At 51.6% G+C, this 26,335-nt stretch carries 27 protein-coding genes and 1 pseudogene; 17 read left to right on the forward strand and 11 right to left on the reverse strand.

The features are described 5' to 3' along the window. Nucleotides 1-36 precede the first annotated feature (36 nt). Together HBM92_RS06935 and yfeX are read left to right on the forward strand one after the other, a co-directional pair. Nucleotides 37-612, forward strand: coding sequence for an RpoE-regulated lipoprotein (locus tag HBM92_RS06935; RefSeq protein WP_000838948.1), 576 nt, complete (start codon nt 37-39; stop codon nt 610-612). A 95-nt stretch (nt 613-707) separates the two neighbouring features. Further along, complete coding sequence (gene yfeX / locus HBM92_RS06940) at nt 708-1,607, forward strand: porphyrinogen peroxidase (protein ID WP_001305214.1); 900 nt, start codon at nt 708-710, stop codon at nt 1,605-1,607. A gap of 88 nt (nt 1,608-1,695) precedes the next feature. Here the strand turns inward: yfeX and HBM92_RS25260 are convergent. From HBM92_RS25260 to murQ, 3 genes and pseudogenes are all read right to left on the reverse strand, one after another. Then, nucleotides 1,696-1,782, reverse strand: a pseudogene (locus tag HBM92_RS25260) (hypothetical protein); the annotation flags it as partial. A gap of 2 nt (nt 1,783-1,784) precedes the next feature. Then, the gene (gene murP, locus HBM92_RS06945) at nt 1,785-3,209 is read right to left on the reverse strand and encodes a PTS N-acetylmuramic acid transporter subunit IIBC (protein ID WP_001040461.1); all 1,425 of its coding nucleotides are present in this window, start codon (nt 3,207-3,209) and stop codon (nt 1,785-1,787) included. Nucleotides 3,210-3,212: 3 nt separating this feature from the next. Further along, entirely contained in the window at nt 3,213-4,109 is an 897-nt protein-coding gene (gene murQ / locus HBM92_RS06950) for an N-acetylmuramic acid 6-phosphate etherase (protein WP_001175629.1), read from the reverse strand. Nucleotides 4,110-4,388: 279 nt separating this feature from the next. On the opposite strand from murQ, the gene ucpA reads away from it, so the two are divergent. The 6 genes from ucpA (at nt 4,389) to cysM (ending at nt 10,195) form a co-directional block, all read left to right on the forward strand. Beyond that, nucleotides 4,389-5,180 carry an SDR family oxidoreductase UcpA gene (gene ucpA / locus HBM92_RS06955; RefSeq protein ID WP_000517443.1) on the forward strand — a complete coding sequence of 264 codons (792 nt, stop codon included), beginning with the start codon at nt 4,389-4,391 and terminating at the stop codon, nt 5,178-5,180. A 157-nt stretch (nt 5,181-5,337) separates the two neighbouring features. Continuing rightward, a complete protein-coding gene (cysP, locus tag HBM92_RS06960) occupies nt 5,338-6,354 on the forward strand; it encodes a thiosulfate/sulfate ABC transporter substrate-binding protein CysP (protein ID WP_000290263.1) in 1,017 nt (338 codons plus the stop codon). Then, the gene (gene cysT / locus HBM92_RS06965; protein ID WP_000458409.1) at nt 6,354-7,187 is read left to right on the forward strand and encodes a sulfate/thiosulfate ABC transporter permease CysT; all 834 of its coding nucleotides are present in this window, start codon (nt 6,354-6,356) and stop codon (nt 7,185-7,187) included. Before cysP ends, cysT begins: the two co-directional genes overlap by 1 nt. Continuing rightward, nucleotides 7,187-8,062: a sulfate/thiosulfate ABC transporter permease CysW gene (cysW, locus tag HBM92_RS06970; protein WP_000852686.1), complete on the forward strand. Its 876-nt coding sequence runs from the start codon at nt 7,187-7,189 to the stop codon at nt 8,060-8,062. The genes cysT and cysW overlap by 1 nt, the downstream gene beginning before the upstream one ends. Further along, complete coding sequence (cysA, locus tag HBM92_RS06975) at nt 8,052-9,149, forward strand: sulfate/thiosulfate ABC transporter ATP-binding protein CysA (RefSeq protein ID WP_000021034.1); 1,098 nt, start codon at nt 8,052-8,054, stop codon at nt 9,147-9,149. The genes cysW and cysA overlap by 11 nt, the downstream gene beginning before the upstream one ends. A gap of 134 nt (nt 9,150-9,283) precedes the next feature. Continuing rightward, nucleotides 9,284-10,195, forward strand: a complete 912-nt coding sequence (cysM, locus tag HBM92_RS06980) for a cysteine synthase B (protein ID WP_000105467.1) — start codon at nt 9,284-9,286, stop codon at nt 10,193-10,195. 2 nt (nt 10,196-10,197) lie between these two features. Here cysM and HBM92_RS06985 read toward each other — a convergent pair whose 3' ends face one another. Further along, complete coding sequence (locus HBM92_RS06985; protein WP_000719965.1) at nt 10,198-10,566, reverse strand: YfeK family protein; 369 nt, start codon at nt 10,564-10,566, stop codon at nt 10,198-10,200. A 104-nt stretch (nt 10,567-10,670) separates the two neighbouring features. On the opposite strand from HBM92_RS06985, the gene pdxK reads away from it, so the two are divergent. After that, nucleotides 10,671-11,522 carry a pyridoxine/pyridoxal/pyridoxamine kinase gene (pdxK, locus tag HBM92_RS06990; protein ID WP_000096640.1) on the forward strand — a complete coding sequence of 284 codons (852 nt, stop codon included), beginning with the start codon at nt 10,671-10,673 and terminating at the stop codon, nt 11,520-11,522. A gap of 42 nt (nt 11,523-11,564) precedes the next feature. Here the strand turns inward: pdxK and crr are convergent, their stop codons facing one another. The 5 genes from crr to cysZ all read right to left on the reverse strand — a co-directional run bounded on the left by crr (nt 11,565) and on the right by cysZ (nt 16,445). Continuing rightward, on the reverse strand, nt 11,565-12,074 hold the full coding sequence (crr, locus tag HBM92_RS06995) for a PTS glucose transporter subunit IIA (RefSeq protein ID WP_000522247.1): 510 nt from the start codon (nt 12,072-12,074) through the stop codon (nt 11,565-11,567). A 40-nt stretch (nt 12,075-12,114) separates the two neighbouring features. Continuing rightward, nucleotides 12,115-13,842 (reverse strand): phosphoenolpyruvate-protein phosphotransferase PtsI, encoded by a 1,728-nt coding sequence (ptsI, locus tag HBM92_RS07000; RefSeq protein WP_000623142.1) that lies wholly within the window; start codon nt 13,840-13,842, stop codon nt 12,115-12,117. Nucleotides 13,843-13,886: 44 nt separating this feature from the next. Next, nucleotides 13,887-14,144, reverse strand: coding sequence for a phosphocarrier protein Hpr (gene ptsH, locus HBM92_RS07005; protein WP_000487600.1), 258 nt, complete (start codon nt 14,142-14,144; stop codon nt 13,887-13,889). A gap of 383 nt (nt 14,145-14,527) precedes the next feature. Further along, nucleotides 14,528-15,499, reverse strand: a complete 972-nt coding sequence (cysK, locus tag HBM92_RS07010; protein ID WP_000034402.1) for a cysteine synthase A — start codon at nt 15,497-15,499, stop codon at nt 14,528-14,530. 184 nt (nt 15,500-15,683) lie between these two features. Continuing rightward, a complete protein-coding gene (gene cysZ, locus HBM92_RS07015; RefSeq protein ID WP_000254826.1) occupies nt 15,684-16,445 on the reverse strand; it encodes a sulfate transporter CysZ in 762 nt (253 codons plus the stop codon). A 229-nt stretch (nt 16,446-16,674) separates the two neighbouring features. Between cysZ and zipA the strand changes: the two genes are divergently transcribed. From zipA to HBM92_RS07030, 3 genes are all read left to right on the forward strand, one after another. Beyond that, nucleotides 16,675-17,673, forward strand: coding sequence for a cell division protein ZipA (zipA, locus tag HBM92_RS07020; RefSeq protein ID WP_001305210.1), 999 nt, complete (start codon nt 16,675-16,677; stop codon nt 17,671-17,673). 70 nt (nt 17,674-17,743) lie between these two features. Then, nucleotides 17,744-19,759: an NAD-dependent DNA ligase LigA gene (gene ligA, locus HBM92_RS07025; RefSeq protein WP_000443690.1), complete on the forward strand. Its 2,016-nt coding sequence runs from the start codon at nt 17,744-17,746 to the stop codon at nt 19,757-19,759. 1 nt (nt 19,760) lies between these two features. Then, complete coding sequence (locus tag HBM92_RS07030) at nt 19,761-19,979, forward strand: DUF3820 family protein (protein WP_000410198.1); 219 nt, start codon at nt 19,761-19,763, stop codon at nt 19,977-19,979. Here HBM92_RS07030 and HBM92_RS07035 read toward each other — a convergent pair. Then, complete coding sequence (locus HBM92_RS07035) at nt 19,976-20,974, reverse strand: bile acid:sodium symporter family protein (RefSeq protein WP_000765604.1); 999 nt, start codon at nt 20,972-20,974, stop codon at nt 19,976-19,978. The two genes, HBM92_RS07030 and HBM92_RS07035, sit on opposite strands and share 4 nt — an antisense overlap. Nucleotides 20,975-21,063: 89 nt before the next feature. On the opposite strand from HBM92_RS07035, the gene HBM92_RS07040 reads away from it, so the two are divergent. Beyond that, nucleotides 21,064-21,990, forward strand: a complete 927-nt coding sequence (locus HBM92_RS07040) for a LysR family transcriptional regulator (protein ID WP_001109796.1) — start codon at nt 21,064-21,066, stop codon at nt 21,988-21,990. A 38-nt stretch (nt 21,991-22,028) separates the two neighbouring features. Here HBM92_RS07040 and HBM92_RS07045 read toward each other — a convergent pair whose 3' ends face one another. Continuing rightward, nucleotides 22,029-22,793 (reverse strand): outer membrane protein OmpK, encoded by a 765-nt coding sequence (locus HBM92_RS07045; RefSeq protein WP_000716367.1) that lies wholly within the window; start codon nt 22,791-22,793, stop codon nt 22,029-22,031. Nucleotides 22,794-23,040: 247 nt separating this feature from the next. Between HBM92_RS07045 and xapA the strand changes: the two genes are divergently transcribed. Genes xapA through xapR form a run of 4 tightly spaced genes read left to right on the forward strand, consistent with a single transcriptional unit; the run spans nt 23,041 to nt 26,327 of the window. Continuing rightward, the gene (gene xapA / locus HBM92_RS07050; RefSeq protein WP_000283878.1) at nt 23,041-23,874 is read left to right on the forward strand and encodes a xanthosine phosphorylase; all 834 of its coding nucleotides are present in this window, start codon (nt 23,041-23,043) and stop codon (nt 23,872-23,874) included. A 60-nt stretch (nt 23,875-23,934) separates the two neighbouring features. Beyond that, the gene (xapB, locus tag HBM92_RS07055; RefSeq protein WP_000020390.1) at nt 23,935-25,191 is read left to right on the forward strand and encodes a xanthosine/proton symporter XapB; all 1,257 of its coding nucleotides are present in this window, start codon (nt 23,935-23,937) and stop codon (nt 25,189-25,191) included. A gap of 52 nt (nt 25,192-25,243) precedes the next feature. Then, nucleotides 25,244-25,402 (forward strand): DUF1427 family protein, encoded by a 159-nt coding sequence (locus HBM92_RS07060; RefSeq protein ID WP_000651751.1) that lies wholly within the window; start codon nt 25,244-25,246, stop codon nt 25,400-25,402. 40 nt (nt 25,403-25,442) lie between these two features. Further along, nucleotides 25,443-26,327 (forward strand): DNA-binding transcriptional regulator XapR, encoded by an 885-nt coding sequence (xapR, locus tag HBM92_RS07065; RefSeq protein WP_001443084.1) that lies wholly within the window; start codon nt 25,443-25,445, stop codon nt 26,325-26,327. Nucleotides 26,328-26,335: the final 8 nt, after the last annotated feature.

Below are 26,335 nucleotides of genomic sequence, written 5' to 3' on the forward strand. Positions count from 1 at the left end.
TCCAATCAACGTTATTGAATAACCAAAGGAAGTGACATGAAATCGCTGCGTTTAATGTTATGCGCTATGCCGTTGATGCTGACCGGCTGTTCCACGATGTCGTCAGTTAACTGGTCGGCCGCTAACCCGTGGAACTGGTTTGGATCATCCACCAAAGTGAGCGAGCAGGGCGTGGGTGAATTAACGGCGTCCACACCACTGCAAGAACAAGCCATTGCTGATGCGCTTGATGGCGATTATCGCCTGCGCAGCGGAATGAAAACCGCGAACGGCAACGTGGTGCGCTTTTTTGAAGTGATGAAAGGCGACAACGTGGCGATGGTGATTAACGGCGATCAAGGCACGATCAGCCGCATTGATGTGCTGGATAGCGATATTCCTGCTGACACCGGTGTTAAAATCGGTACACCGTTTAGTGACCTTTACAGCAAAGCATTTGGCAATTGCCAAAAGGCCGACAGTGATGATAATCGTGCCGTCGAATGTAAAGCCGAAGGCAGTCAACATATTAGCTACCAGTTCAGCGGGGAATGGAGTGGTCCTGAAGGGTTAATGCCTTCGGACGATACCCTGAAAAACTGGAAAGTCAGTAAAATTATCTGGCGGCGTTAATTTGCGTCTGAACAAACCGCCGCCGCGAAAAAACACGTAAAATAGCGCCCAACAATGCCACGGATTGCGTGGCATTATTATTTTCAGGAGGAACAATGTCTCAGGTTCAGAGTGGCATTTTGCCAGAACATTGCCGCGCGGCGATTTGGATCGAAGCCAACGTGAAAGGGGAAGTTGACGCCCTGCGTGCGGCCAGTAAAACATTTGCCGACAAACTGGCAACTTTTGAAGCGAAATTCCCGGACGCGCATCTTGGTGCGGTGGTTGCCTTTGGTAACAATACCTGGCGCACTCTGAGCGGCGGCGTTGGGGCTGAAGAGCTGAAAGATTTTCCGGGCTACGGTAAAGGTCTTGCACCGACGACCCAGTTCGATGTGTTGATCCACATTCTTTCTCTGCGTCACGACGTGAACTTCTCTGTCGCTCAGGCGGCGATGGAAGCCTTTGGTGACTGCATTGAAGTGAAAGAAGAGATCCACGGCTTCCGTTGGGTTGAAGAGCGTGACCTGAGCGGCTTTGTTGACGGTACAGAAAACCCGGCGGGTGAAGAGACGCGCCGCGAAGTGGCTGTTATCAAAGACGGCGTGGATGCGGGCGGCAGCTATGTGTTTGTGCAGCGTTGGGAGCACAACCTGAAGCAGCTCAATCGGATGAGCGTTCACGATCAAGAGATGATGATCGGGCGCACCAAAGAGGCCAACGAAGAGATTGACGGCGACGAACGTCCGGAAACCTCTCACCTGACCCGCGTTGATCTGAAAGAAGATGGCAAAGGGCTGAAGATTGTTCGTCAGAGCCTGCCGTACGGCACCGCCAGTGGCACTCACGGTCTGTACTTCTGCGCCTACTGCGCGCGTCTGCATAACATTGAGCAGCAATTGCTGAGCATGTTTGGCGATACTGATGGTAAGCGTGATGCGATGTTGCGTTTCACCAAACCGGTCACTGGCGGCTATTACTTCGCACCGTCGCTGGACAAGCTGATGGCGCTGTAAGCGTTTCTGATTCATTGATTAAAGGCCAGCCAGTAACACAACTGACTGGCCTTTTTATTACTGCTTTAACGCCGCATACACTTGATCAACTACTTTCTGTCAGAACAGGGTATTTTGCGGCGCTGACGCTACAGCTAATAGCCAGCAGAGAAAGATAGAGCATTGTCCGTTTCATAATCAGTCCAGATTGACGTTACGGCAGCCAAAGAGTGTGGTGAAAATAAACCCACTAACCCATGCCACCAGAATACCGCCAGCGTAAACCGCCATTGCCGGAAGGATGCCTTGCGCGGAAGTCATCAGCGGCAGCGCCACCAGACCAGACGGCCCGAAGGCGCTGTTTAAGCCCATCGGCAGACCCCACCAGGCTATCAGGCCGATAAACAAACCGCCCGCCGCGCCGCCTAAACAGGCGGTAACAAACGGTTTCATGCGGGGCAGGGTGACACCGTAAATCAGCGGTTCGCCAACGCCAAGCAGACCGGGAATAATCGCCCCGCGGACCTGACTGCGTAATGCACTGTGCGGTTGCGCCCGCCAGTAGAGCGCCAGCGCCGCGCCCACCTGGCCTGCGCCTGCCATTGAAAGGATGGGAAATAAGCTGTTGAATCCCTGGCTGTCCATTAACGCCAGATAAACAGGAATAAAGCCCTGATGCACGCCAAATACCACGGCGATCAGGAACAGCCCGGCTAAAACCGCACAACCGAGCGGATTACTGTTCAGGTGCATAAACAGCCACGACATGCCTTCAAACAGCCAGCCGCCCAGCGGCATAATGATCAGGTACGCAAGCGTAGCGGTGATCAGCAGGGTGATTAATGAGGTCAACAGCATGTCGAGGTCGTCCGGCATAAAGCGGCGCACCATGCATTCGATGCGGGCGCAGGCCCACGCGGCGATCAACACGCCGATAATATTGCCGCGCGGATCGATGGGCAGACCAAAGAAATCGTGAAATCCGGCGTAGTAACCCGTGGTTGCAGTTGGGTTATAACCAAGCAAAAAGAGCGCAGCGATAATTGCGCCATTTACGCCCGTGCCACCAAATGCCTGGGCCGCGTTATAGCCCACCAGAATGACCAGGAAGGTGAACAGGCCTTTGCTGAACACCTTCATAAAATTCAGCGCATCGGGTAGCGTGCCCTGAGCATCTGCCGTAACGTGCATCACCGTGGCAATTAACGTCGCTATCCCCAGCAGCAGACCGGCGGCAATAAAACCGGGGATCAGCGGCGTGAAGATGGTGGCGAATTTGGCGAGAAATTGTTGCACGCCGGAAGTTTGTCTGGCTTTTAACTGGCGTTTATTCTGGGCGGCGATTTCTGCGGCATCCTGTACCGGTGCCTCGCCCAGCAGCTCGCTCATGGCTTTTGCGGCACGATGCGCTTTGCCTGGCCCAAAAACCACCTGCACCTGATCGCTGGTCAAAATGACGCCCTTCACGCCTTCCAGCGTTTTGATATCGGGATCAACCAATGAACTGTCATGTACACCCAGACGCAGGCGCGTCATACAGTTACCACAACTGGCGATATTTCCCGGTCCGCCGACCCGGGTAAGAATGGTGTTCAGAAGTTCACTGCTGATCTCTTTAGCCATGGGTTATTCCTTTTCCAGAGCCTTGCGAATAAAACCGCCGTGTTGATCCAGGCATTTTTTAGCTTCATCGGCATCGAGATTTTTCAGTACCATCACAATGGCCGTTTTACAGTTGCGCTCGCAAGCAATTAACGCCGCTTCCGCTTGTTCGGCATTACATCCGGTAGCGTTTTTGACGATATTGACCTGGCGCACATGCAGTTTTTCGTTGGTGGCGACCACATCGACCATCAGGTTGCCGAACACTTTGCCGGATTTAATCATCAGCCCGGTGGAGAGCATGTTGAGCACCAGTTTCTGCGCCGTGCCTGCTTTCATTCGCGAAGAACCGGTAACAACTTCGGCACCAACTACCGGCGTAATAGCAAACTCTGCGGTGGATGAAACGGCACTCCCCGGATTACAGGAAATGCCCACTGTACGGCAGCCGAGTTGGCGCGCGTATTCCAGCCCGGCAATCACATACGGCGTGCGTCCGCTGGCCGCAATACCAACCACCACATCCTGCGCGGTTAAGCCGATATTTTTCAGATCATTAACACCACCTTCCCGGCTATCTTCTGCGCCTTCCACCGCGTGCTGAATGGCATATTCGCCGCCAGCAATCAAACCAACTACCAGGCCCGGTTTCACGCCGTAGGTCGGCGGACATTCGCTGGCATCCAGAATCCCCAGACGACCGGATGTTCCCGCACCGAGATAAATCAGACGGCCGCCGCCGCTTACCTGGGTGTGGATAACATCGATCGCCGCGGCGATATCCGGCAGTACGCGCTCAACGGCGAGTGGTACGGTTTTATCTTCATCGTTGATAATCCGGCACATTTCCAGCGTTGATACGCGGTCAATTTCAGCTGAGGCGGCGTTCGAGCCTTCGGTAATCATCTTTTCAAGTTGCATCGGTGGTGACCTTAATATTTGCGATCAAATAATTGCAGATAAATGGGATCATATATCCCGATTTGATAGACACAAAGGAATCATTAAGTCCGAATATTACTCATGTGATGTCACTGAAAATGATTGCGCGCTGACGTAACGCTTGAGGTGCTGCATAAAGCAGCGACTAAATTGAGATTTTCCTTAATTAGTGAGCTGATCCGCAGCAATATTTTGTTTATCCTGTATTTTCAGAGGGAATGGAGTGTAACGCTCTGTATTAACAAGGAGAGCATTAAAATGGGTAAACTCACGGGCAAGACAGCACTGATTACGGGCGCATTGCAGGGAATTGGCGAAGGAATTGCCAGAACTTTTGCGCGTCATGGCGCAAACCTAATCTTGCTGGATATCTCCCCTGAGATCGAAAAGCTGGCGGACGAACTGTGTGGCCGTGGTCATCGCTGTACGGCGGTTGTCGCCGATGTGCGTGACCCGGCGTCGGTAGCCGCAGCTATTAAGCGCGCTAAGGAAAAAGAAGGGCGCATTGATATTCTGGTGAATAACGCAGGCGTTTGTCGTCTGGGCAGTTTCCTTGATATGAGCGATGAAGATCGCGATTTCCATATTGATATCAATATAAAAGGCGTATGGAACGTCACGAAGGCGGTGCTGCCGGAGATGATTGCCCGCAAAGATGGCCGGATTGTGATGATGTCTTCAGTCACTGGCGATATGGTGGCAGACCCGGGCGAAACGGCGTACGCCTTAACGAAAGCGGCGATTGTTGGCCTGACTAAATCGCTGGCGGTGGAGTACGCGCAGTCTGGTATTCGCGTTAACGCCATCTGCCCTGGATACGTTCGCACGCCAATGGCGGAAAGCATTGCCCGCCAGTCGAACCCGGAAGATCCAGAATCGGTGCTGACTGAAATGGCGAAAGCAATCCCGATGCGTCGCCTCGCCGATCCGCTGGAAGTCGGCGAACTGGCGGCCTTCCTCGCATCGGATGAATCCAGCTATTTAACCGGTACACAGAATGTGATTGATGGCGGCAGCACACTGCCGGAGACGGTTAGCGTCGGCATCTGATTCACCTCTGTTTCCTCCCTGCATTTGTGGGGAGGATTTCGTCTTATTCCCTTTTCAACTTCCAAATCACCAAACGGTATATAAAACCGTTACTCCTTTCACGTCCGTTATAAATATGATGGCTATTAGAAAGTCATTAAATTTATAAGGGTGCGCAATGGCCGTTAACTTACTGAAAAAGAACTCACTCGTGCTGGTTGCTTCTCTGCTACTGGCGGGCCATGTACAGGCAACGGAACTGCTGAACAGTTCTTATGACGTCTCCCGCGAGCTGTTTGCCGCCCTGAACCCGCCGTTTGAGCAACAATGGGCAAAAGATAACGGTGGCGACAAACTGACGATTAAACAATCTCATGCCGGATCATCAAAACAGGCGCTGGCAATTTTGCAGGGTTTAAAAGCCGACGTTGTCACTTATAACCAGGTGACCGACGTACAAATCCTGCACGATAAAGGCAAGCTGATCCCAGCGGACTGGCAGTCGCGCCTGCCGAATAATAGCTCGCCGTTCTACTCCACCATGGGCTTCCTGGTGCGTAAGGGCAACCCGAAGAATATCCACGACTGGAACGACCTGGTACGCTCTGACGTGAAGCTGATTTTCCCGAACCCGAAAACGTCGGGTAACGCGCGTTATACCTACCTTGCGGCATGGGGCGCAGCGGACAAAGCCGACGGTGGTGATAAAGCCAAAACCGAACAGTTTATGACCCAGTTCCTGAAAAACGTTGAAGTGTTCGATACTGGCGGTCGTGGCGCGACCACCACTTTTGCCGAGCGCGGCCTGGGCGATGTGCTGATCAGCTTCGAGTCGGAAGTGAACAACATCCGTAAACAGTATGAAGCGCAGGGCTTTGAAGTGGTGATTCCGAAAACCAACATTCTGGCGGAATTCCCGGTGGCGTGGGTCGATAAAAATGTGCAGGCCAACGGTACGGAAAAAGCAGCAAAAGCTTACCTGAACTGGCTCTATAGCCCGCAGGCGCAAACCATCATCACCGACTATTACTACCGCGTAAATAACCCGGAAGTCATGGGCAAACTGAAAGATAAATTCCCGCAGACCGAGCTGTTCCGCGTGGAAGATAAATTTGGCTCCTGGCCGGAAGTGATGAAAACCCACTTCACCAGCGGCGGCGAGTTAGACAAGCTGTTAGCGGCGGGGCGTAAGTAATGTTTGCCGTTTCTTCAAGACGCGTGCTGCCGGGCTTTACCTTAAGCCTCGGCACCAGTCTGCTGTTTGTGTGCCTGATTTTGCTGCTGCCGCTCTCCGCGCTGGTGATGCAACTGGCCCAGATGAGCTGGGCGCAGTACTGGGAGGTGATCACCAACCCGCAGGTGGTCGCAGCCTATAAAGTGACGCTGCTGTCGGCGTTTGTGGCATCGATTTTTAACGGCGTTTTCGGTCTGCTGATGGCGTGGATCTTAACCCGCTATCGCTTTCCGGGTCGCACGCTGCTTGATGCGCTGATGGATTTACCCTTTGCGCTGCCAACGGCAGTCGCCGGTTTAACGCTGGCCTCGCTCTTTTCCGTGAACGGTTTTTACGGTGAATGGCTGGCGAAGTTTGATATCAAAGTCACCTATACCTGGCTGGGGATTGCGGTGGCGATGGCCTTTACCAGCATTCCGTTTGTGGTGCGCACCGTGCAGCCGGTGCTGGAAGAGTTAGGCCCGGAATATGAAGAGGCGGCAGAAACGCTCGGCGCAACACGCTGGCAGAGTTTTCGCAAAGTGGTGCAGCCGGAACTATCTCCGGCGCTGGTGGCGGGTGTGGCGCTGTCGTTTACCCGCAGCCTCGGTGAGTTTGGCGCGGTGATTTTTATCGCCGGGAATATCGCCTGGAAAACAGAAGTGACGTCGCTGATGATCTTTGTTCGCTTACAGGAGTTTGATTACCCGGCGGCGAGCGCGATTGCCTCGGTGATCCTCGCGGCATCGCTGCTGTTGCTGTTCTCAATTAACACTCTGCAAAGTCGCTTTGGTCGGCGTGTGGTAGGTCATTAATGGCGGAAGTGACACAATTGAAGCGTTATGACGCGCGCCCGATTAACTGGGGCAAATGGTTTCTGATTGGCATCGGGATGCTGGTATCGGCGTTCATCCTGCTGGTACCGATGATTTATATCTTCGTACAGGCGTTCAGCAAAGGACTGATGCCGGTGTTACAAAATCTGGCCGATCCGGACATGCTGCACGCCATCTGGCTGACGGTGATGATCGCGTTGATTGCCGTACCGGTAAACCTGGTGTTCGGTATTCTGCTGGCCTGGCTGGTGACGCGCTTTAACTTCCCCGGACGCCAGCTATTGCTGACGCTGCTGGACATTCCGTTTGCCGTGTCGCCGGTGGTTGCTGGTCTGGTGTATCTGCTGTTCTACGGCTCTAACGGCCCGCTGGGCGGCTGGCTGGATGAACATAATCTGCAAATTATGTTCTCCTGGCCGGGTATGGTGCTGGTCACCATCTTCGTGACGTGTCCGTTTGTGGTGCGCGAGCTGGTGCCGGTAATGTTAAGTCAGGGCAGCCAGGAAGACGAAGCGGCGATTTTGCTTGGCGCGTCCGGCTGGCAGATGTTCCGTCGCGTCACGCTGCCGAACATCCGCTGGGCGCTGCTTTACGGCGTGGTGCTGACCAACGCCCGCGCGATTGGCGAGTTTGGCGCGGTGTCGGTGGTTTCTGGCTCGATTCGCGGCGAAACACTTTCGCTGCCGTTACAGATTGAATTGCTGGAGCAGGACTACAACACCGTTGGCTCCTTTACCGCCGCGGCGCTGTTGACGCTGATGGCGATTATCACCCTGTTTTTAAAGAGTATGTTGCAGTGGCGCCTGGAGAACCAGGAAAAACGCGCGCAGCAGGAGGAACATCATGAGCATTGAGATTGCCAATATTAAGAAGTCGTTTGGTCGCACCCAGGTGCTGAACGATATCTCACTGGATATTCCTTCTGGTCAGATGGTCGCGTTGCTGGGGCCGTCCGGTTCCGGAAAAACCACGCTGCTGCGCATTATTGCCGGGCTGGAGCATCAAACCAGCGGGCATATTCGCTTCCACGGTACCGACGTGAGCCGTCTGCACGCGCGGGACCGTAAAGTCGGTTTCGTGTTCCAGCATTACGCGCTGTTTCGCCATATGACGGTGTTTGACAATATCGCTTTTGGCCTGACGGTGTTGCCACGGCGTGAACGCCCGAATGCGGCGGCGATCAAAGCGAAAGTGACAAAATTGCTGGAGATGGTGCAGCTCGCGCATCTGGCGGATCGTTATCCGGCGCAGCTTTCCGGCGGCCAGAAACAGCGTGTGGCGCTTGCACGCGCGCTGGCTGTGGAACCGCAAATTTTGCTGCTTGATGAACCGTTTGGCGCGCTGGATGCGCAGGTGCGTAAAGAGCTGCGTCGCTGGCTGCGTCAACTGCATGAAGAACTGAAATTCACCAGCGTGTTCGTGACCCACGACCAGGAAGAGGCGACCGAAGTAGCCGATCGTGTAGTGGTGATGAGTCAGGGCAATATTGAACAAGCTGACGCACCGGATCAGGTATGGCGTGAACCGGCGACTCGTTTTGTGCTGGAGTTTATGGGCGAGGTAAACCGCCTGCAGGGAACCATTCGCGGCGGGCAGTTCCACGTTGGCGCACATCGCTGGCCGCTGGGATACACCCCCGCGTATCAGGGGCCGGTGGATCTCTTCCTGCGCCCGTGGGAAGTGGATATCAGCCGCCGTACCAGCCTCGATTCGCCGCTACCCGTACAGGTACTGGAAGCCAGCCCGAAAGGTCACTACACCCAATTAGTGGTGCAGCCGCTGGGGTGGTACAACGAACCGCTGACGGTCGTGATGCATGGCGACGATGCCCCGCAGCGTGGCGATCGTTTATACGTTGGTCTGCAACATGCGCGGCTGTATAACGGCGATGAGCGTATTGAAACCCGCGATGAGGAACTTGCTCTCGCACAAAGCGCCTGATAGGTTGAGTGAATGTTAAACGCCCGGAGGCGCTTCCCGCGATCCGGGCTTTTTAATGGCAAGGTTTTGTAACCTGTAGGTCTGATAAGACGCGTAAGCGTCGCATCAGGCAACACCACGTATGGACAGAGATCGTGAGTACATTAGAACAAACAATAGGCAATACGCCTCTGGTGAAGTTGCAGCGAATGGCGCCGGATAACGGCAGTGAAGTGTGGTTAAAACTGGAAGGCAATAACCCGGCGGGATCGGTAAAAGACCGTGCGGCGCTTTCGATGATTGTCGAGGCGGAAAAGCGCGGCGAGATTAAACCGGGTGATGTGCTGATCGAAGCCACCAGTGGTAACACCGGCATTGCGCTGGCAATGATTGCGGCGCTTAAAGGCTATCGCATGAAATTGCTGATGCCCGACAACATGAGCCAGGAACGCCGTGCGGCGATGCGTGCCTACGGTGCAGAACTGATTCTGGTCACCAAAGAACAGGGCATGGAAGGCGCACGCGATCTGGCGCTTGAAATGGCGAATCGCGGCGAAGGAAAGTTGCTCGATCAGTTCAATAATCCCGATAACCCTTACGCCCATTACACCACTACCGGGCCAGAAATCTGGCAGCAAACTGGCGGGCGTATTACCCATTTTGTCTCCAGCATGGGAACAACCGGCACTATCACCGGCGTGTCACGCTTTATGCGCGAACAATCCAAACCGGTGACCATTGTTGGCCTGCAGCCGGAAGAAGGCAGCAGTATTCCCGGCATTCGCCGCTGGCCTGCGGAATATCTGCCGGGGATTTTCAATGCTTCTCTGGTGGATGAGGTGCTGGATATTCATCAGCGCGATGCGGAAAACACCATGCGCGAACTGGCAGTGCGGGAAGGGATTTTCTGCGGCGTAAGCTCCGGCGGCGCGGTTGCCGGAGCACTGCGGGTGGCAAAAGCTAACCCTGGCGCGGTGGTGGTGGCGATCATCTGCGATCGTGGCGATCGCTACCTTTCTACCGGGGTGTTTGGGGAAGAGCATTTTAGCCAGGGGGCGGGGATTTAAGATTATTGCGCAGGCACCGTTTTATCCGTCTGCGCAATTAACGCATGTAAAAAAGGCTGTGCGTTCTCATCGCTCTTACCGGGCATCTTCACGATATACGGCTTCCCGGTAATCGATGACGACGAGGCCACCTTGTCAATAAACTGCTCGGCTGTATCAATGCGATTACGGGTATTGCCCAGCTTCAGGCGCAGATGAGAAACCGCTTCATCGCAGGTATGTTCATCACCGTTGCGCACAAATATCAAATCCTTTTTCTGTGCTAATCCCTCCAGCATGGCGTTGATACGGGCTTCTTCATGGGCCGTTAACTTCGCATAAGCGGGGAGTGTCATTAGCAGCGTAACGACCAGACAAATGATTTTCTTCACTGAATTACCTTATCCTTGTTTTGTAATAGCCGATTTGACTGCCAGAATCAGGTAAAGTTTCGGCTGGAATACGATGAGGATCATCGGCAAGGAGAAAAAATTAAATGAGTAGTTTGTTGTTGTTTAACGATAAGAGCAGGGCACTGCAGGCGGATATCGTTGCCGTGCAGTCGCAGGTAGTGTACGGCAGCGTAGGCAACAGCATTGCGGTGCCTGCTATCAAACAGAACGGCCTGAATGTCTTTGCCGTGCCGACGGTATTGCTGAGCAATACGCCGCATTATGACACTTTCTACGGTGGTGCGATTCCGGATGAATGGTTTAGCGGTTATTTGCGTGCGCTTCAGGAGCGTGATGCGCTGCGCCAACTTCGTGCTGTAACCACGGGCTATATGGGAACGGCATCGCAAATCAAAATCCTTGCCGAGTGGCTGACTGCGCTACGCAAAGACCATCCTGACCTATTGATCATGGTCGATCCGGTGATTGGCGATATTGATAGCGGAATTTATGTCAAACCTGACCTTCCCGAGGCGTATCGACAATATTTACTGCCGCTGGCACAGGGAATTACCCCCAATATCTTTGAGCTGGAAATCCTGACCGGTAAAGATTGCCGCGATCTCGACAGTGCCATTGCTGCCGCAAAAAGTCTGCTTTCAGACACATTAAAGTGGGTGGTGATTACCAGCGCCTCCGGCAATGAAGAAAATCAGGAGATGCAGGTGGTGGTGGTCAGTGCCGACAGCGTGAATGTCATTTCCCATTCCCGGGTTAAAACTGACCTGAAAGGGACTGGCGACCTGTTTTGTGCTCAGCTTATCAGTGGTTTGCTGAAAGGGAAGGCGTTAACCGATGCGGTACACCGCGCGGGGTTGCGCGTACTGGAAGTGATGCGCTATACCCAGCAGCATGAGAGCGATGAATTGATTTTGCCGCCTCTGGCTGAAGCATAAAAAAATGGCGCCGATGGGCGCCATTTTTCACTGCGGCAAGAATTACTTCTTGATGCGGATAACCGGGGTTTCACCCACGGTTACGCTACCGGACAGTTTGATCAGTTCTTTGATTTCGTCCATGTTGGAGATAACAACCGGAGTCAGGGTTGACTTGGCTTTCTCTTCCAGCAGCGGCAGATCAAATTCAATGACAGTATCACCAACTTTCACGCGCTGACCTTCTTCAGCAATACGCTTGAAGCCTTCGCCTTTCAGTTCAACGGTGTCGATACCGAAGTGGACGAACAGCTCAACGCCGCTATCAGATTCGATAGAGAACGCGTGGTTGGTTTCAAAGATTTTACCAATGGTGCCGTCTACAGGCGCGACCATTTTGTTACCCGTTGGTTTGATAGCAATGCCATCACCAACGATTTTTTCCGCAAAAACGACATCCGGCACGTCTTCGATATTGACGATCTCGCCAGAGAGCGGAGCAATGATCTCAATAGTTCCGGTATCCTTCTTGTCGTCGGAAACCAGAGATTTCAGTTTATCGAACAAACCCATGATCTTCTCCTAAGCAGTAAATTGGGCCGCATCTCGTGGATTAGCAGATTGTTTTTTCTTCAATGAACTTGTTAACCAGCGTCATTAACTCGTCCGTTGTCGGTTGAGCAAGAGCCTGCTCTGCTAACACCTTCGCATCTTCGAAGTTCGTGTTACGGATAATCTTCTTAATGCGCGGGATAGAAATGGCGCTCATAGAGAATTCGTCCAGACCCATCCCCAGCAACAGAAGTGTAGCACGTTCATCGCCAGCAAGCTCACCACACATGCCAGTCCATTTGCCTTCAGCATGAGAAGCATCAATAACTTGCTTGATCAAGTTCAGCACGGACGGTGACATTGGCTGGTAAAGGTGTGAAATCATATCATTACCACGGTCAACTGCCAGAGTGTACTGCGTTAAATCATTGGTGCCGATACTAAAGAAATCAACTTCTTTGGCTAAATGACGTGCAATTGTTGCGGCAGCCGGTGTTTCCACCATTACGCCGATTTCAATTGACTCGTCAAACGCTTTACCTTCGTCGCGCAGTTCCTGTTTGTAGATTTCGATCTCTTTGCGCAGTGCACGCACTTCTTCAACAGAGATGATCATCGGGAACATGATGCGCAATTTACCGAAAGCAGAGGCACGCAGGATAGCGCGGAGCTGATCGCGCAGGATCTCTTTACGATCCATCGCGATACGGATAGCGCGCCAGCCGAGGAACGGGTTCTCTTCTTTCGGGAAGTTCATGTATGGCAGCTCTTTGTCGCCGCCGATGTCCATGGTACGAACGATAACCGCCTGAGAGCCACACGCTTCAGCCACTGCTTTGTAAGCAGCAAACTGTTCTTCTTCAGTGGGCAGCGTGTCGCGGTCCATGAACAGGAACTCAGTACGATACAGACCAACGCCTTCAGCGCCGTTACGCTCTGCACCTTCAACGTCACGAACCGTACCAATGTTAGCGCACACTTCTACCTGGTGACCGTCCAGCGTAATAGCTGGCAGATCTTTCAGTTTAGCAAGCTCTGCTTTTTCAGAAGCCACTTGCTCCTGAACAGCGCGCATTTTATCAATAACTTCGTTGGTTGGATTGACGTAAACCTGATTATTTACGGCATCCAGAATCAGATAGTCGTCATTTTTCACCTGAGAGGTGACGCTACCGGTACCCACGATAGCAGGCAGTTCCAGAGAACGCGCCATGATAGAGGTGTGGGAAGTACGGCCACCCGCGTCGGTGATGAAACCCAGCACCTTCTTCAGGTTCAGCTGTGCGGTTTCGGACGGCGTCAGGTCAGCGGCAACCAGAATGACTTCATCCTGAATGGCGCTCAGGTCGATAATCTTCAGGCCCAGGATGTTGCGCAGCAGGCGCTTACCGATATCACGTACGTCAGCCGCACGTTCTTTCAGGTATTCATCATCCAGCTCTTCCAGGGCAGAAGCCTGACCTTCGATAACTTCATGAGCAGCTGCGTCAGCTGTCATGTGCTTATCTTTAATCAGGGCTATGATTTCCTGCTCCAGCTCCTCATCTTCGAGCAGCATAATATGCCCTTCAAAGATGGCTTCTTTTTCTTCACCGAACGTTTCACCAGCTTTCGTTTTGATCGTTTCCAGCTGGGCTGATGCCTTGGCACGACCGCTCAGAAAACGTTCAACTTCCTGATCAACCTGGTCGGCAGAAATTTTTTTCCGGTCAATGACAATTTCGTCTTCTTTCAGAAGCAGAGCTTTACCGAAAGCGATACCCGGGGATGCTAAAATGCCTGAAATCATAACCCTACCTTACTTGTGACTGATTTTTAAAAGAACCCGGGAAATTACTCGAGTTCCGCCATCAGTTTAACCAGATGTTCAACCGCTTTCTGCTCGTCTTCGCCTTCTGCGGAGATAGTCACAACGGTACCTTGAGTCAGGCCCAGAGTCTGCAGTTTAAACAGGCTTTTCGCGCTGGCGCTTTTGCCGTTGGAAGTCACAGTAATTTCAGAAGTGAAGCCCTTAGCTTCTTTTACAAACTGGGCAGCAGGGCGGGTGTGCAGACCGTTCGGAGCGGTAATGGTAACTTCTTGCTGGAACATTGTATTTCCCCAACTTATAGGTTTAGTGTTGTGGAACTAAAGTCTAGCCTGGCGGTTCGACTTTAGCCTGTATTGTTAGCGCCAGTTTTTAACAGACGCGACGCACGAAGAGCGTAATACAGTCCATTGCTGGCGGGTGTTGACCGCTGACGTTTCGTACGTCATTAAACATTATGCCGCTAAAGGAAGAATTGAACCAAATCATAAAATCGATTCAGCTTTGGCTTTTCCTGTAACGATTAATTTCGCGCATCAAAATAATTAGTCTGGTTAAATACCAGTTCCGACAGGCTGAATCAATGCCAGGAGGGGCGAAAGTTTGAAGCAGGCCACAAAAAAGCACCTAAAAAGGTGCTTTTTTACGCATTTTTTACAAGCTGGCATTACTGTTGCAGTTCTTTCTCAGTGAAAAGATCGGCAAACAATGCAGTGCTTAAATAACGCTCACCCGATGACGGCAGAATAACCACAATATTCTTATTGGTAAAGCTTTCATCTTCTTGTAGTTTCAACGCCGCAGCAACAGCTGCTCCAGAAGAGATACCAGCAAGAATGCCTTCTTCTTCCATCAGACGACGTGCGGTAGAAATGGCTTCTTCATTGGTGATGCCAATGACTTTGTCGACCAGCTTGAGATCAAGGTTAGCCGGGATAAAACCAGCGCCAATACCCTGAATTTTATGCGGACCAGGTTTAATCTCTTCACCTGCCAGCGCCTGGGCGATAACTGGAGAATCGGTTGGCTCAACGGCGACAGAGATAAGATCGGTCTTGCCTTTGGTGCCTTTAATGTAGCGGCTGACGCCAGTCAGCGTACCGCCAGTCCCAACGCCAGCAATAAATACATCAACCTGACCGTCGGTATCTTCCCAGATCTCCGGACCGGTGGTTTTTTCATGAATTTCAGGGTTTGCCGGATTGCTGAATTGTTGCAGCAGCAGGTATTTCTCTGGATTGCTGGCGACAATTTCTTCTGCTTTTTGGATTGCGCCTTTCATGCCTTTAGCACCTTCGGTCAGCACCAGGTTTGCACCTAACGCTTTCAGCAGCTTGCGGCGTTCAATACTCATGGTTTCTGGCATGGTCAGGGTAAGTTTGTAACCGCGAGCGGCAGCTACATAGGCCAGTGCAATCCCGGTATTACCGCTGGTTGGTTCAACCAGTTCAACGCCTGGTTTCAGCACGCCGCGCTTTTCGGCATCCCAAATCATGTTGGCACCGATACGGCACTTAACGCTGAAGCTGGGGTTACGAGATTCCACCTTCGCCAGAATGCGTCCGTTACCGATGCGATTCAGGCGAACCAGCGGCGTGTGACCGATAGTCAGCGAGTTATCTTCAAAAATCTTACTCATGGCCTGTCCTTAACTGTATGAAATTGGGATACAACAGGTAGCATACCCGCTCAGAGAATATGCGGAAGTAAGGATTTAGCATATCTATATGCAGAAGGGAAATAATGACATGCAAGATGGAATAAGGGGCGGCATAAGCCACCCCTGTTTCACACAAACGGTTTACAAAATAACCTGTAGATTGTTACCGCCACATGGCGTGTTTATCGCGATAGCAATCGACCCACATCGCCGTCGCGCCACAAACGGCAACGGGCATAATGAACAGATTAAGCAGCGGGATCATCGTAAACAGGCTGGTTAAAGCACCAAACTGCATATTGGTGATTTTGCGTGTGCGCAGGGCGGTGCGCATCTCTTTAAACGGCACTTTGTGGTTATCGAAGGGGTAATCACAATACTGGATGGCTAACATCCAGGCGCTAAACAGGAACCACAGTACCGGCGCGACGGTTTGCCCAATGCCAGGGATGAAGTAAAGAATTAGCAATACAATTGCGCGCGGCAGATACCAGGCAAATTTTTGCCATTCGCGTTTCATGATTCGCGGCACATCTTTCATGATACCGAAAATTCCGGTATCTGGCGGTGTAGCGCCAGTCAGTCTTGCTTCCAGTTGTTCAGCCAATAAACCGTTGAACGGAGCAGCAATCCAGTTAGCAATCGTTGAGAAGAAATAGCCAAACACTAACAGCACAGAGATGACAGCCAGGGGCCACAACAGATAGCTCAGCCATTGTAACCAGTCCGGAACATAACTCATGAGCGTCGGGATCCAGACATCGAGTTGCGTAAAGAGCCACCAGAATGCGCCCCCCATCAACAAAATATTGACCAGCAGCGGTAAAATAACGAAACGCCGAATCCCAGGTTGCAAGACGAGCTTCCAGCCTTGCGCAAAATAGTAAAAACCGCTGCGTGGGGCAGATGTGAATGATGAAACCATAATCAGGATGAGCTCCTTTTGACCAATCCCAGGAAAATTCTGCGTATTTTACCGGGTAATTGCGCAATGGACAGTTAGGATATGTTCGAAAAAACAGCAAAAAGCACGATTTCATCTATCTTTGTGCTGTGAAAGTTAATAGTGCACTTGCACTTGAGGTAATCGGCAAATACTCTTAGTGAGTAAATGTTTGCCGTGGTGGCAAGGTGTTAGAACAACAGAGAATATAATGATGCAGGATTTGCGTCTGATATTAATCATTGTTGGCGCGATCGCCATAATCGCTTTACTGGTACATGGTTTCTGGACCAGCCGTAAAGAACGATCTTCTATGTTCCGCGATCGGCCATTAAAACGAATGAAGTCAAAACGTGACGACGATTCTTATGACGAGGATGTCGAAGATGATGAGGGCGTTGGTGAGGTTCGTGTTCACCGCGTGAATCATGCCCCGGCTAACGCCCAGGAGCATGAGGCTGCTCGTCCGTCGCCGCAACACCAGTACCAACCGCCTTATGCGTCTGCGCAGCCGCGTCAACCGGTCCAGCAGCCGCCTGAAGCGCAGGTACCGCCGCAACATGCTCCGCGTCCAACGCAGCCGGTGCAGCAACCTGTGCAGCAGCCTGCCTATCAGCCGCAGCCTGAACAGCCGTTGCAGCAGCCTGTTTCGCCACAGGTCGCGTCAGCGCCGCAGCCAGTGCATTCAGCACCGCAACCAGCACAACAGGCTTTCCAGCCTGCAGAGCCTGTAGCGGCACCACAGCCTGAGCCTGTAGCGGAACCGGCTCCAGTTATGGATAAACCGAAGCGCAAAGAAGCGGTGATTATCATGAACGTCGCGGCGCATCACGGTAGCGAGCTAAACGGTGAACTGCTTCTTAACAGCATTCAACAAGCGGGCTTCATTTTTGGCGATATGAACATTTACCATCGTCATCTTAGCCCGGATGGCAGCGGCCCGGCGTTATTCAGCCTGGCGAATATGGTGAAACCGGGAACCTTTGATCCTGAAATGAAGGATTTCACTACTCCGGGTGTCACTATCTTTATGCAGGTACCGTCTTACGGTGACGAGCTGCAGAACTTTAAGCTGATGCTGCAATCTGCGCAGCATATTGCCGATGAAGTGGGCGGTGTAGTGCTTGACGATCAGCGCCGTATGATGACTCCGCAGAAATTGCGCGAGTACCAGGACATCATCCGCGAAGTCAAAGACGCCAACGCCTGATACACTTAAGGCAAATTAACTCCTCTTCGAACCCCCGCTTGTCGGGGGTTTTTAGCATTGATGGTGCGATATGGAATCAATCGAACAACAACTGACAGAACTGCGAACGACGCTTCGCCATCATGAATATCTTTATCATGTGATGGATGCGCCGGAAATTCCCGACGCTGAATACGACAGGCTGATGCGCGAACTGCGCGAGCTGGAAACCAAACATCCAGAACTGATTACGCCTGATTCGCCTACCCAACGTGTAGGTGCAGCGCCGCTGGCGGCTTTCAGCCAGATCCGCCATGAAGTGCCAATGCTGTCGCTGGATAACGTTTTTGATGAAGAAAGCTTTCTTGCTTTCAACAAACGTGTGCAGGACCGTCTGAAAAGCAACGAGAAAGTCACCTGGTGCTGTGAGCTGAAGCTGGATGGTCTTGCCGTCAGTATTCTGTATGAAAATGGCGTTTTAGTCAGTGCCGCGACGCGTGGCGATGGCACCACCGGGGAAGATATTACGTCTAATGTGCGTACTATTCGCGCCATTCCGCTGAAGCTACACGGAGAGAATATCCCGGCGCGTCTGGAAGTGCGTGGTGAAGTGTTCCTGCCGCAGGCGGGGTTCGAAAAGATTAACGAAGATGCGCGACGCACGGGCGGGAAAGTGTTTGCTAACCCACGTAATGCGGCAGCTGGTTCACTGCGTCAGCTTGATCCGCGTATTACAGCGAAGCGACCGCTCACTTTCTTCTGCTACGGCGTCGGTGTTCTGGAAGGTGGCGAGCTGCCGGATACTCATCTTGGCCGTTTACTGCAATTTAAAAAGTGGGGTTTGCCGGTCAGCGATCGGGTAACGCTTTGTGAATCGGCGGAAGAAGTGCTGGCGTTCTACCACAAAGTAGAAGAAGACCGTCCGACGCTGGGCTTTGATATCGACGGCGTGGTGATTAAGGTCAACTCACTGGCACAGCAGGAGCAGCTTGGCTTTGTCGCGCGTGCCCCGCGCTGGGCGGTAGCGTTTAAATTCCCGGCGCAGGAACAGATGACCTTTGTGCGTGACGTCGAGTTTCAGGTTGGGCGTACTGGCGCGATTACGCCTGTTGCGCGTCTGGAACCTGTCCATGTTGCTGGCGTGTTGGTGAGTAACGCTACACTGCATAATGCTGACGAAATCGAACGTCTTGGTTTACGCATTGGCGATAAAGTGGTGATTCGCCGCGCAGGCGATGTGATCCCGCAGGTGGTTAACGTCGTGCTTTCTGAACGCCCGGAAGATACCCGTGAGGTTGTATTCCCGACGCATTGTCCGGTATGTGGTTCTGACGTCGAGCGTGTGGAAGGTGAAGCGGTTGCCCGCTGTACCGGTGGCCTGATTTGCGGTGCGCAGCGTAAAGAGTCTCTGAAACACTTTGTTTCCCGCCGTGCGATGGATGTTGACGGAATGGGCGACAAAATCATCGATCAACTGGTTGAAAAAGAATATGTCCACACTCCGGCGGATCTGTTCAAACTCACCGCAGGCAAACTGACCGGACTGGAGCGTATGGGGCCGAAATCGGCACAAAACGTGGTTAACGCGCTGGAAAAAGCGAAAGAAACCACCTTTGCCCGCTTCCTCTATGCACTTGGCATCCGTGAAGTCGGCGAGGCTACCGCAGCAGGTCTGGCGGCATATTTCGGCACGCTGGAAGCGCTGGAAGCCGCGTCGATTGAAGAGCTGCAAAAGGTGCCTGATGTTGGAATTGTCGTTGCCTCCCACGTTCACAACTTCTTTGCCGAAGAAAGCAACCGCAATGTCATCAGCGAGCTGTTGGCGGAAGGTGTTCACTGGCCTGAGCCGATCGTTATCAATGCGGAAGAGATTGACAGTCCGTTTGCTGGTAAAACCGTGGTGCTTACGGGCAGCTTAAGCCAGATGTCGCGTGATGACGCTAAAGCTCGACTGGTCGAACTGGGGGCGAAAGTCGCGGGCAGCGTGTCGAAGAAAACCGATCTGGTGATAGCGGGTGAAGCTGCAGGATCTAAACTGGCGAAGGCGCAGGAACTGGGCATTGAAGTCATCGACGAAACGGAAATGCTGCGTTTGCTGGGTAGCTGAGATGGAAAAAGAGCAGCTGATTGAAATAGCCAATACGATAATGCCGTTTGGCAAGTACAAAGGGCGTCGCTTAATCGACCTGCCGGAGGAGTATCTGCTGTGGTTTGCCCGCAAAGATGAGTTCCCTGCAGGGAAGCTCGGTGAGCTAATGCAAATCACGCTGCTGATTAAAAACGAGGGGCTGACGCAACTGGTCCAGCCCCTGAAGCGTCCGCTTTAAGCTTTATCGGCGCTGCTTTCCTGCTGCGCCTGTAACTGTTCGGTCTGGCGTTTGTATCGACGCGCCAGCACCGCACAGACCATCAATTGGATCTGATGGAAAATCATCAGGGGCAGCACCATCATACCGATCACCGATGTGGGGAACAGAATGTTTGCCATCGGGATGCCATTTGCCAGACTCTTTTTCGAACCACAAAAGACGATAGTAATTTCATCTGCCTTATTGAAGCCCAGTCGGCGTGCCATAAAGACGTTAACTACAATCACGATAGCCAGAAGAACGCAACTGACCACCACGATAAACAGCAATGATCCCCAGCCAACTTTGTGCCAGATACCGTTAACGACGGCTTCGCTGAATGCCGTATAAACCACCAACAGAATGGACGTCTGGTCAGTTTTCGCAATCCATTTTTTATTACGCGACACCCAGTCACCAATCCACGGCCGGGAAAGATGCCCCAACACAAATGGCAGCAACAGTTGCAGCATAATTTTACCGACCTGCTCAAGGCTGCCCCCTGCACCGTGAACATTCATCACCAGACCAACCAGCAATGGTGAAAGGAAAATCCCCAGCAGGCTGGATGCTGACGCAGAACAAACCGCCGCCGCGACGTTACCGCCCGCCATTGACGTGAAGGCGATTGCAGACTGCACGGTCGCGGGGAGAATGCACAAGTAGAGAAAACCGGAGTAGAGCATCGGGTCGACATTTACCGGTTTCCACCAGGCAAACAGCACGCCCAGAATCGGAAACAGCACGAAGGTGCTGCACATTACCCACAAATGCAGTCGCCAGTGACCACCGCCAGCAATAATTGCCTCACGCGACAACTTCGCGCCGTGCATAAAGAACAGCAGAGCAATCGCTGCAGTGGTCAGATTTTCAAAGAAGGGGACGAAATCGCCTCTGGCCGGAAAGAAAGATGCCAGCAACACCACCGTGATCAGGGTTAAGGTGAAAGGATCGAGGATACGAAAAAGTTTCATAAAGACTCCAGATGATCGATGGTTCTATTGTGCTTCTTCCAGTTTGAGAAATAAAATTGATTTATTGCATCCATTCATGAAAAAAACAGATGAATTATTCTTTAAAGCAATTAAAGGTTTTCGTCACAGTAGCGCAGGAGAAAAGTTTTAGTCGTGCAGGAGAGCGTATCGGCCTGAGCCAGTCGGCAGTGAGTCACAGTGTGAAGGAGCTGGAAAATCATACTGGTGTTCGCCTGCTGGACAGAACCACGCGTGAAGTGGTGCTTACAGATGCAGGGCAGCAGTTGGCTTTGCGTCTTGAGCGACTGCTGGATGAACTTAACAGCACGTTGCGCGATACCGGGCGTATGGGGCAACAACTGAGCGGAAAAGTTCGGGTCGCTGCCAGCCAGACCATTTCCGCGCATCTTATTCCGCAATGCATTGCTGAAAGCCATCGCCGCTATCCAGATATTCAGTTTGTCCTGCACGATCGTCCGCAGCAGTGGGTGATGGAAAGTATTCGCCAGGGAGATGTCGATTTTGGCATCGTCATCGATCCAGGCCCAGTGGGCGATCTGCAATGTGAAGCGATTCTTTCCGAGCCTTTCTTTCTGCTTTGCCATCGCGATAGCGCTTTGGCCGTGGAAGATTATGTCCCCTGGCAGGCATTACAGGGAGCGAAATTGGTGTTGCAGGATTACGCGTCAGGCAGCCGACCGCTGATTGACGCAGCGCTGGCGCGCAACGGTATTCAGGCGAATATTGTGCAGGAGATTGGTCATCCGGCGACGCTGTTCCCGATGGTAGCCGCAGGCATCGGCATCAGTATTCTTCCCGCACTGGCGCTACCATTGCCTGAAGGTAGCCCACTGGTGGTAAAGCGCATTACGCCAGTGGTTGAACGCCAGTTGATGCTGGTGCGCAGGAAGAACCGTTCACTTTCCACCGCCGCACAAGCGTTATGGGACGTAGTACGAGACCAGGGCAATGCGCTAATGGCTGGGCGGGAAGGGGATCCGTTGTATCAGATATAGAGTGAATTCATACTGCCGGGAGCTCCGGCAGTAATCAATCAGAAATTAAATTTGATGGAGTAGATTATCGCATCCTGGTAAAAATCTTCGCCCAGTTTGTCATCCGCATAACGATACTGAATCCCTGTGGTGATGTGTGAAGTTGCATTCCACCAAAGTGCGACGGCACCGTTCAGACCTTCTTTGCCGCCATTACCTGCCGCGTAGGTGGCATCACGATCAAACTCGTACTCGTTCCAGTTGGTGAGGGTGAATTTCTCACTGCCCAGCATAAAGCTGTAACCTGCAACCCAACCGGCGACATAACCGTTATCGCCGGTATAATAGGTTTGGTCTGTATAGCGTTTTGCAAAGAACGGTTTGAACCACCAACCGCTGCCGGTGAAATTGTAGCCGATCCCGTAAAGGAACATATCGTCATGGAAATTCACACGATTCGCAGAACCGTAGGTGCCATACGCATGCAAGTAGAGATTAAATCCGGTGTCACCCAGGTAAATACGGTTGGTATTTTTAAATGTATAACGCTGCTCGCTACCCGGTTTATCATGACGATCATTATAAAAGTTTTCCCAGTCGAAGAACCCGTACATTTCTCCCCAACTAAAGTTAGCGCCGCCTTCCAGTTCCAGATATCCAAAATCATCTTTGTGTGATTTGGTCGACGATTTCTCAGTGGTTCTGCTAGTCCAGTCAAGATAATGAATACCTATATCAGCAAAACCGCCTTTAAATTCTGCATGGGATACTGCTGGTATCGCCAATACAGAAGAGAGTGTCAGAGTAAAAAGATGTTTTTTCATAGCATAATTCCCTATGCCGATCGTTATTAGTTGATTGCTTAATAAAAGGTTGATTAAAAGCGGCATATTGTTAATGCAAGGGAAAGGAGAGTACCAATACAGTTTTTTCAGCCTATTAATAGTGAAAAAATATAAATATATCGATATCGAATAACTATCGGATACATGAAAAAAGTGTATTGGTATGAGGTAGGGCAATCTCGTTATAAAAAGGCGTTAGATTCCACCCTACAAAAAAAGGATATATATGTATCAGGCTCAGTTTTCTCATAACCCACTGTATTGCGTAGATATTATCAAGACTTATAAACCTGATTTCACGCCACGAGTGGCCTTTATTTTAGGTTCCGGGCTGGGCGCGCTGGCCGATCAGATTGAGAACGCGGTCGCAATTTCCTACGAAAAGCTGCCTGGGTTCCCGGTAAGTACCGTACACGGTCATGCGGGTGAGCTGGTGCTGGGTTATCTCCAGGGGGTGCCAGTGGCGTGTATGAAAGGTCGCGGACATTTCTACGAAGGTCGTGGGATGACCATCATGACGGATGCAATCCGTACCTTTAAGTTGCTGGGCTGCGAGTTGCTGTTCTGCACCAATGCGGCTGGCTCACTGCGCCCTGAAGTGGGGGCCGGCAGTCTGGTCGCATTGAAAGATCACATCAACACCATGCCGGGAACGCCGATGGTGGGTCTTAATGATGAACGTTTTGGTGAGCGCTTCTTCTCGCTGGCGAATGCCTACGATGCGGAATACCGCGCACTGTTACAAAAAGTGGCGAAAGAAGAGGGGTTCCCTCTGACGGAGGGCGTGTTCGTCTCATATCCGGGGCCGAATTTCGAGACTGCGGCGGAAATTCGCATGATGCAAATTATTGGTGGGGATGTTGTTGGTATGTCTGTGGTGCCTGAGGTTATTTCAGCTCGCCATTGCGAACTTAAAGTCGTTGCGGTCTCTGCGATTACCAACATGGCGGAAGGTCTGAGTGACGTGAAGCTTTCTCATGCCCAAACGCTGGCAGCAGCGGAACTCTCAAAGCAAAACTTTATTAATCTTATTTGCGGCTTTCTGCGCAAAATTGCCTGAGTAAAACAACAATAAACGGCCTCACTGAGTGAGGCCATATGATGCGACAAGGAAACGATTATGAGCATCGCTTTGCGCTTAAAGGTAATGTCCTTTTTGCAATATTTTATCTGGGGGAGCTGGCTGGTTACCCTCGGTTCTTACATGATTAATACCCTTCATTTTACCGGCGCAAATGTCGGTATGGTCTATAGCTCCAAAGGGATTGCTGCGATTATTATGCCTGGCATTATGGGGATTATCGCGGATAAATGGCTGCGTGCGGAACGTGCATACATGCTGTGTCACCTGGTGTGTGCGGGCGTACTTTTTTATGCGGCATCCGTAACTGATCCGGATATGATGTTTTGGGTGATGTTAGTCAATGCGATGGCGTTTATGCCGACTATTGCGTTATCGAACAGCGTCTCTTATTCCTGTCTTGCCCAGGCAGGGCTTGACCCGGTGACCGCTTTCCCGCCCATTCGCGTTTTTGGTACGGTGGGGTTCATTGTCGCCATGTGGGCAGTAAGCCTGCTGCATCTGGAATTGAGTAGTCTGCAACTGTATATCGCGTCCGGTGCGTCATTGCTGCTGTCGGCTTATGCGTTGACTTTGCCGAAGATTCCGGTTGCGGAGAAAAAAGCGACTACATCGCTTGCCAGCAAGCTGGGTCTGGATGCCTTCGTGCTGTTTAAAAATCCACGCATGGCTATCTTTTTCCTCTTCGCCATGATGCTGGGTGCGGTGCTGCAAATTACCAACGTTTTTGGCAACCCGTTCCTGCATGATTTCGCCCGTAATCCTGAGTTTGCTGATAGCTTCGTGGTGAAATACCCGTCCATTTTACTGTCAGTTTCACAGATGGCTGAAGTCGGTTTCATTCTGACGATACCGTTCTTTTTGAAGCGTTTCGGTATTAAAACCGTCATGCTGATGAGTATGGTGGCGTGGACGCTGCGCTTTGGCTTCTTTGCCTATGGCGATCCATCACCAACCGGGTTTATTTTGCTGTTGCTGTCGATGATTGTTTACGGTTGTGCATTCGATTTCTTCAATATTTCTGGTTCGGTCTTTGTCGAACAGGAAGTTGATTCCAGCATTCGTGCCAGCGCCCAGGGCCTTTTTATGACGATGGTAAATGGCGTCGGCGCATGGGTTGGCTCGATTCTGAGCGGTATGGCAGTGGATTACTTCTCGGTGGATGGCGTAAAAGACTGGCATACCATTTGGCTGATGTTTGCAGGGTATGCTCTTTTCCTCGCAGTGATATTTTTCTTTGGGTTTAAATATAACCATGACCCTGAAAAGATAACGCATCGTTCAGTTACACATTAAAAGGATTCGCAGCTCTGTTCCTTGGGGCTGCTTTTATGATAAAGGTTAATTAGTGAAAGATATTTTATTTTCTTCTGGCGTTGGTTTTGGCATTGGTGCTTTGTTTACAATCGTGCGATTACCTATTCCTGTTCCAAATGTATTGCCGGGTATATTATCCATCGTGTTTATGTATATCGGATATCTGGTGGTGAAATACTTTATGCCATGATAATTTAATACGATGTATTTTTTATATGGAGCACTTAATTATGGAACGCGTATATAGAACAGATCTTAAGTTGCTCCGTTATTTTCTTGCCGTAGCGGAAGAGTTGCATTTTGGTCGCGCAGCAGCGCGTTTAAATATGTCTCAGCCTCCGCTCAGTATTCATATTAAAGAGCTGGAAAATCAACTCGGTACGCAGCTTTTTATTCGCCATTCGCGCAGCGTCGTACTGACACACGCGGGCAAAATCTTGATGGAAGAATCGCGTCGATTGCTGGTGAATGCAAATAATATATTGGCTCGGGTTGAACAAATAGGTCGGGGAGAAGCAGGGCGGATTGAACTCGGGGTTGTGGGAACGGCAATGTGGGGACGGATGCGCCCGGTTATGCGGCGATTCCTTAGAGAAAATCCTAACGTTGAAGTTCTGTTTCGCGAAAAGATGCCAGCGATGCAAATGGCCTTGCTGGAACGCCGCGAACTTGATGCCGGGATCTGGCGAATGGCGACAGAACCACCGACTGGTTTTACCAGCTTACGGTTGCATGAATCGGCGTTTCTGGTGGCGATGCCTGAAGAGCATCATCTCTCATCATTTTCCACCGTCCCGCTGGAAGCGCTACGTGACGAGTATTTCGTTACAATGCCGCCCGTGTACACTGACTGGGATTTTTTGCAGCGAGTTTGCCAGCAGGTGGGATTTTCACCGGTTGTTATTCGCGAAGTTAATGAACCGCAAACGGTACTCGCCATAGTCAGTATGGGTATTGGTATCACATTGATAGCGGACAGCTACGCGCAGATGAACTGGCCCGGTGTCATATTCCGTCCGCTCAAAGAACGCATCCCGGCAGACTTATATATTGTTTATGAAACGCAGCAGGTGACGCCCGCGCTGGTTAAACTGCTGGCGGCGTTGGCGCAGTAGATGAGAGG

The sequence above is a fragment of the Escherichia sp. E.sYA108 genome (assembly GCF_011754335.1).
Lineage (GTDB): Bacteria > Pseudomonadota > Gammaproteobacteria > Enterobacterales > Enterobacteriaceae > Escherichia > Escherichia coli.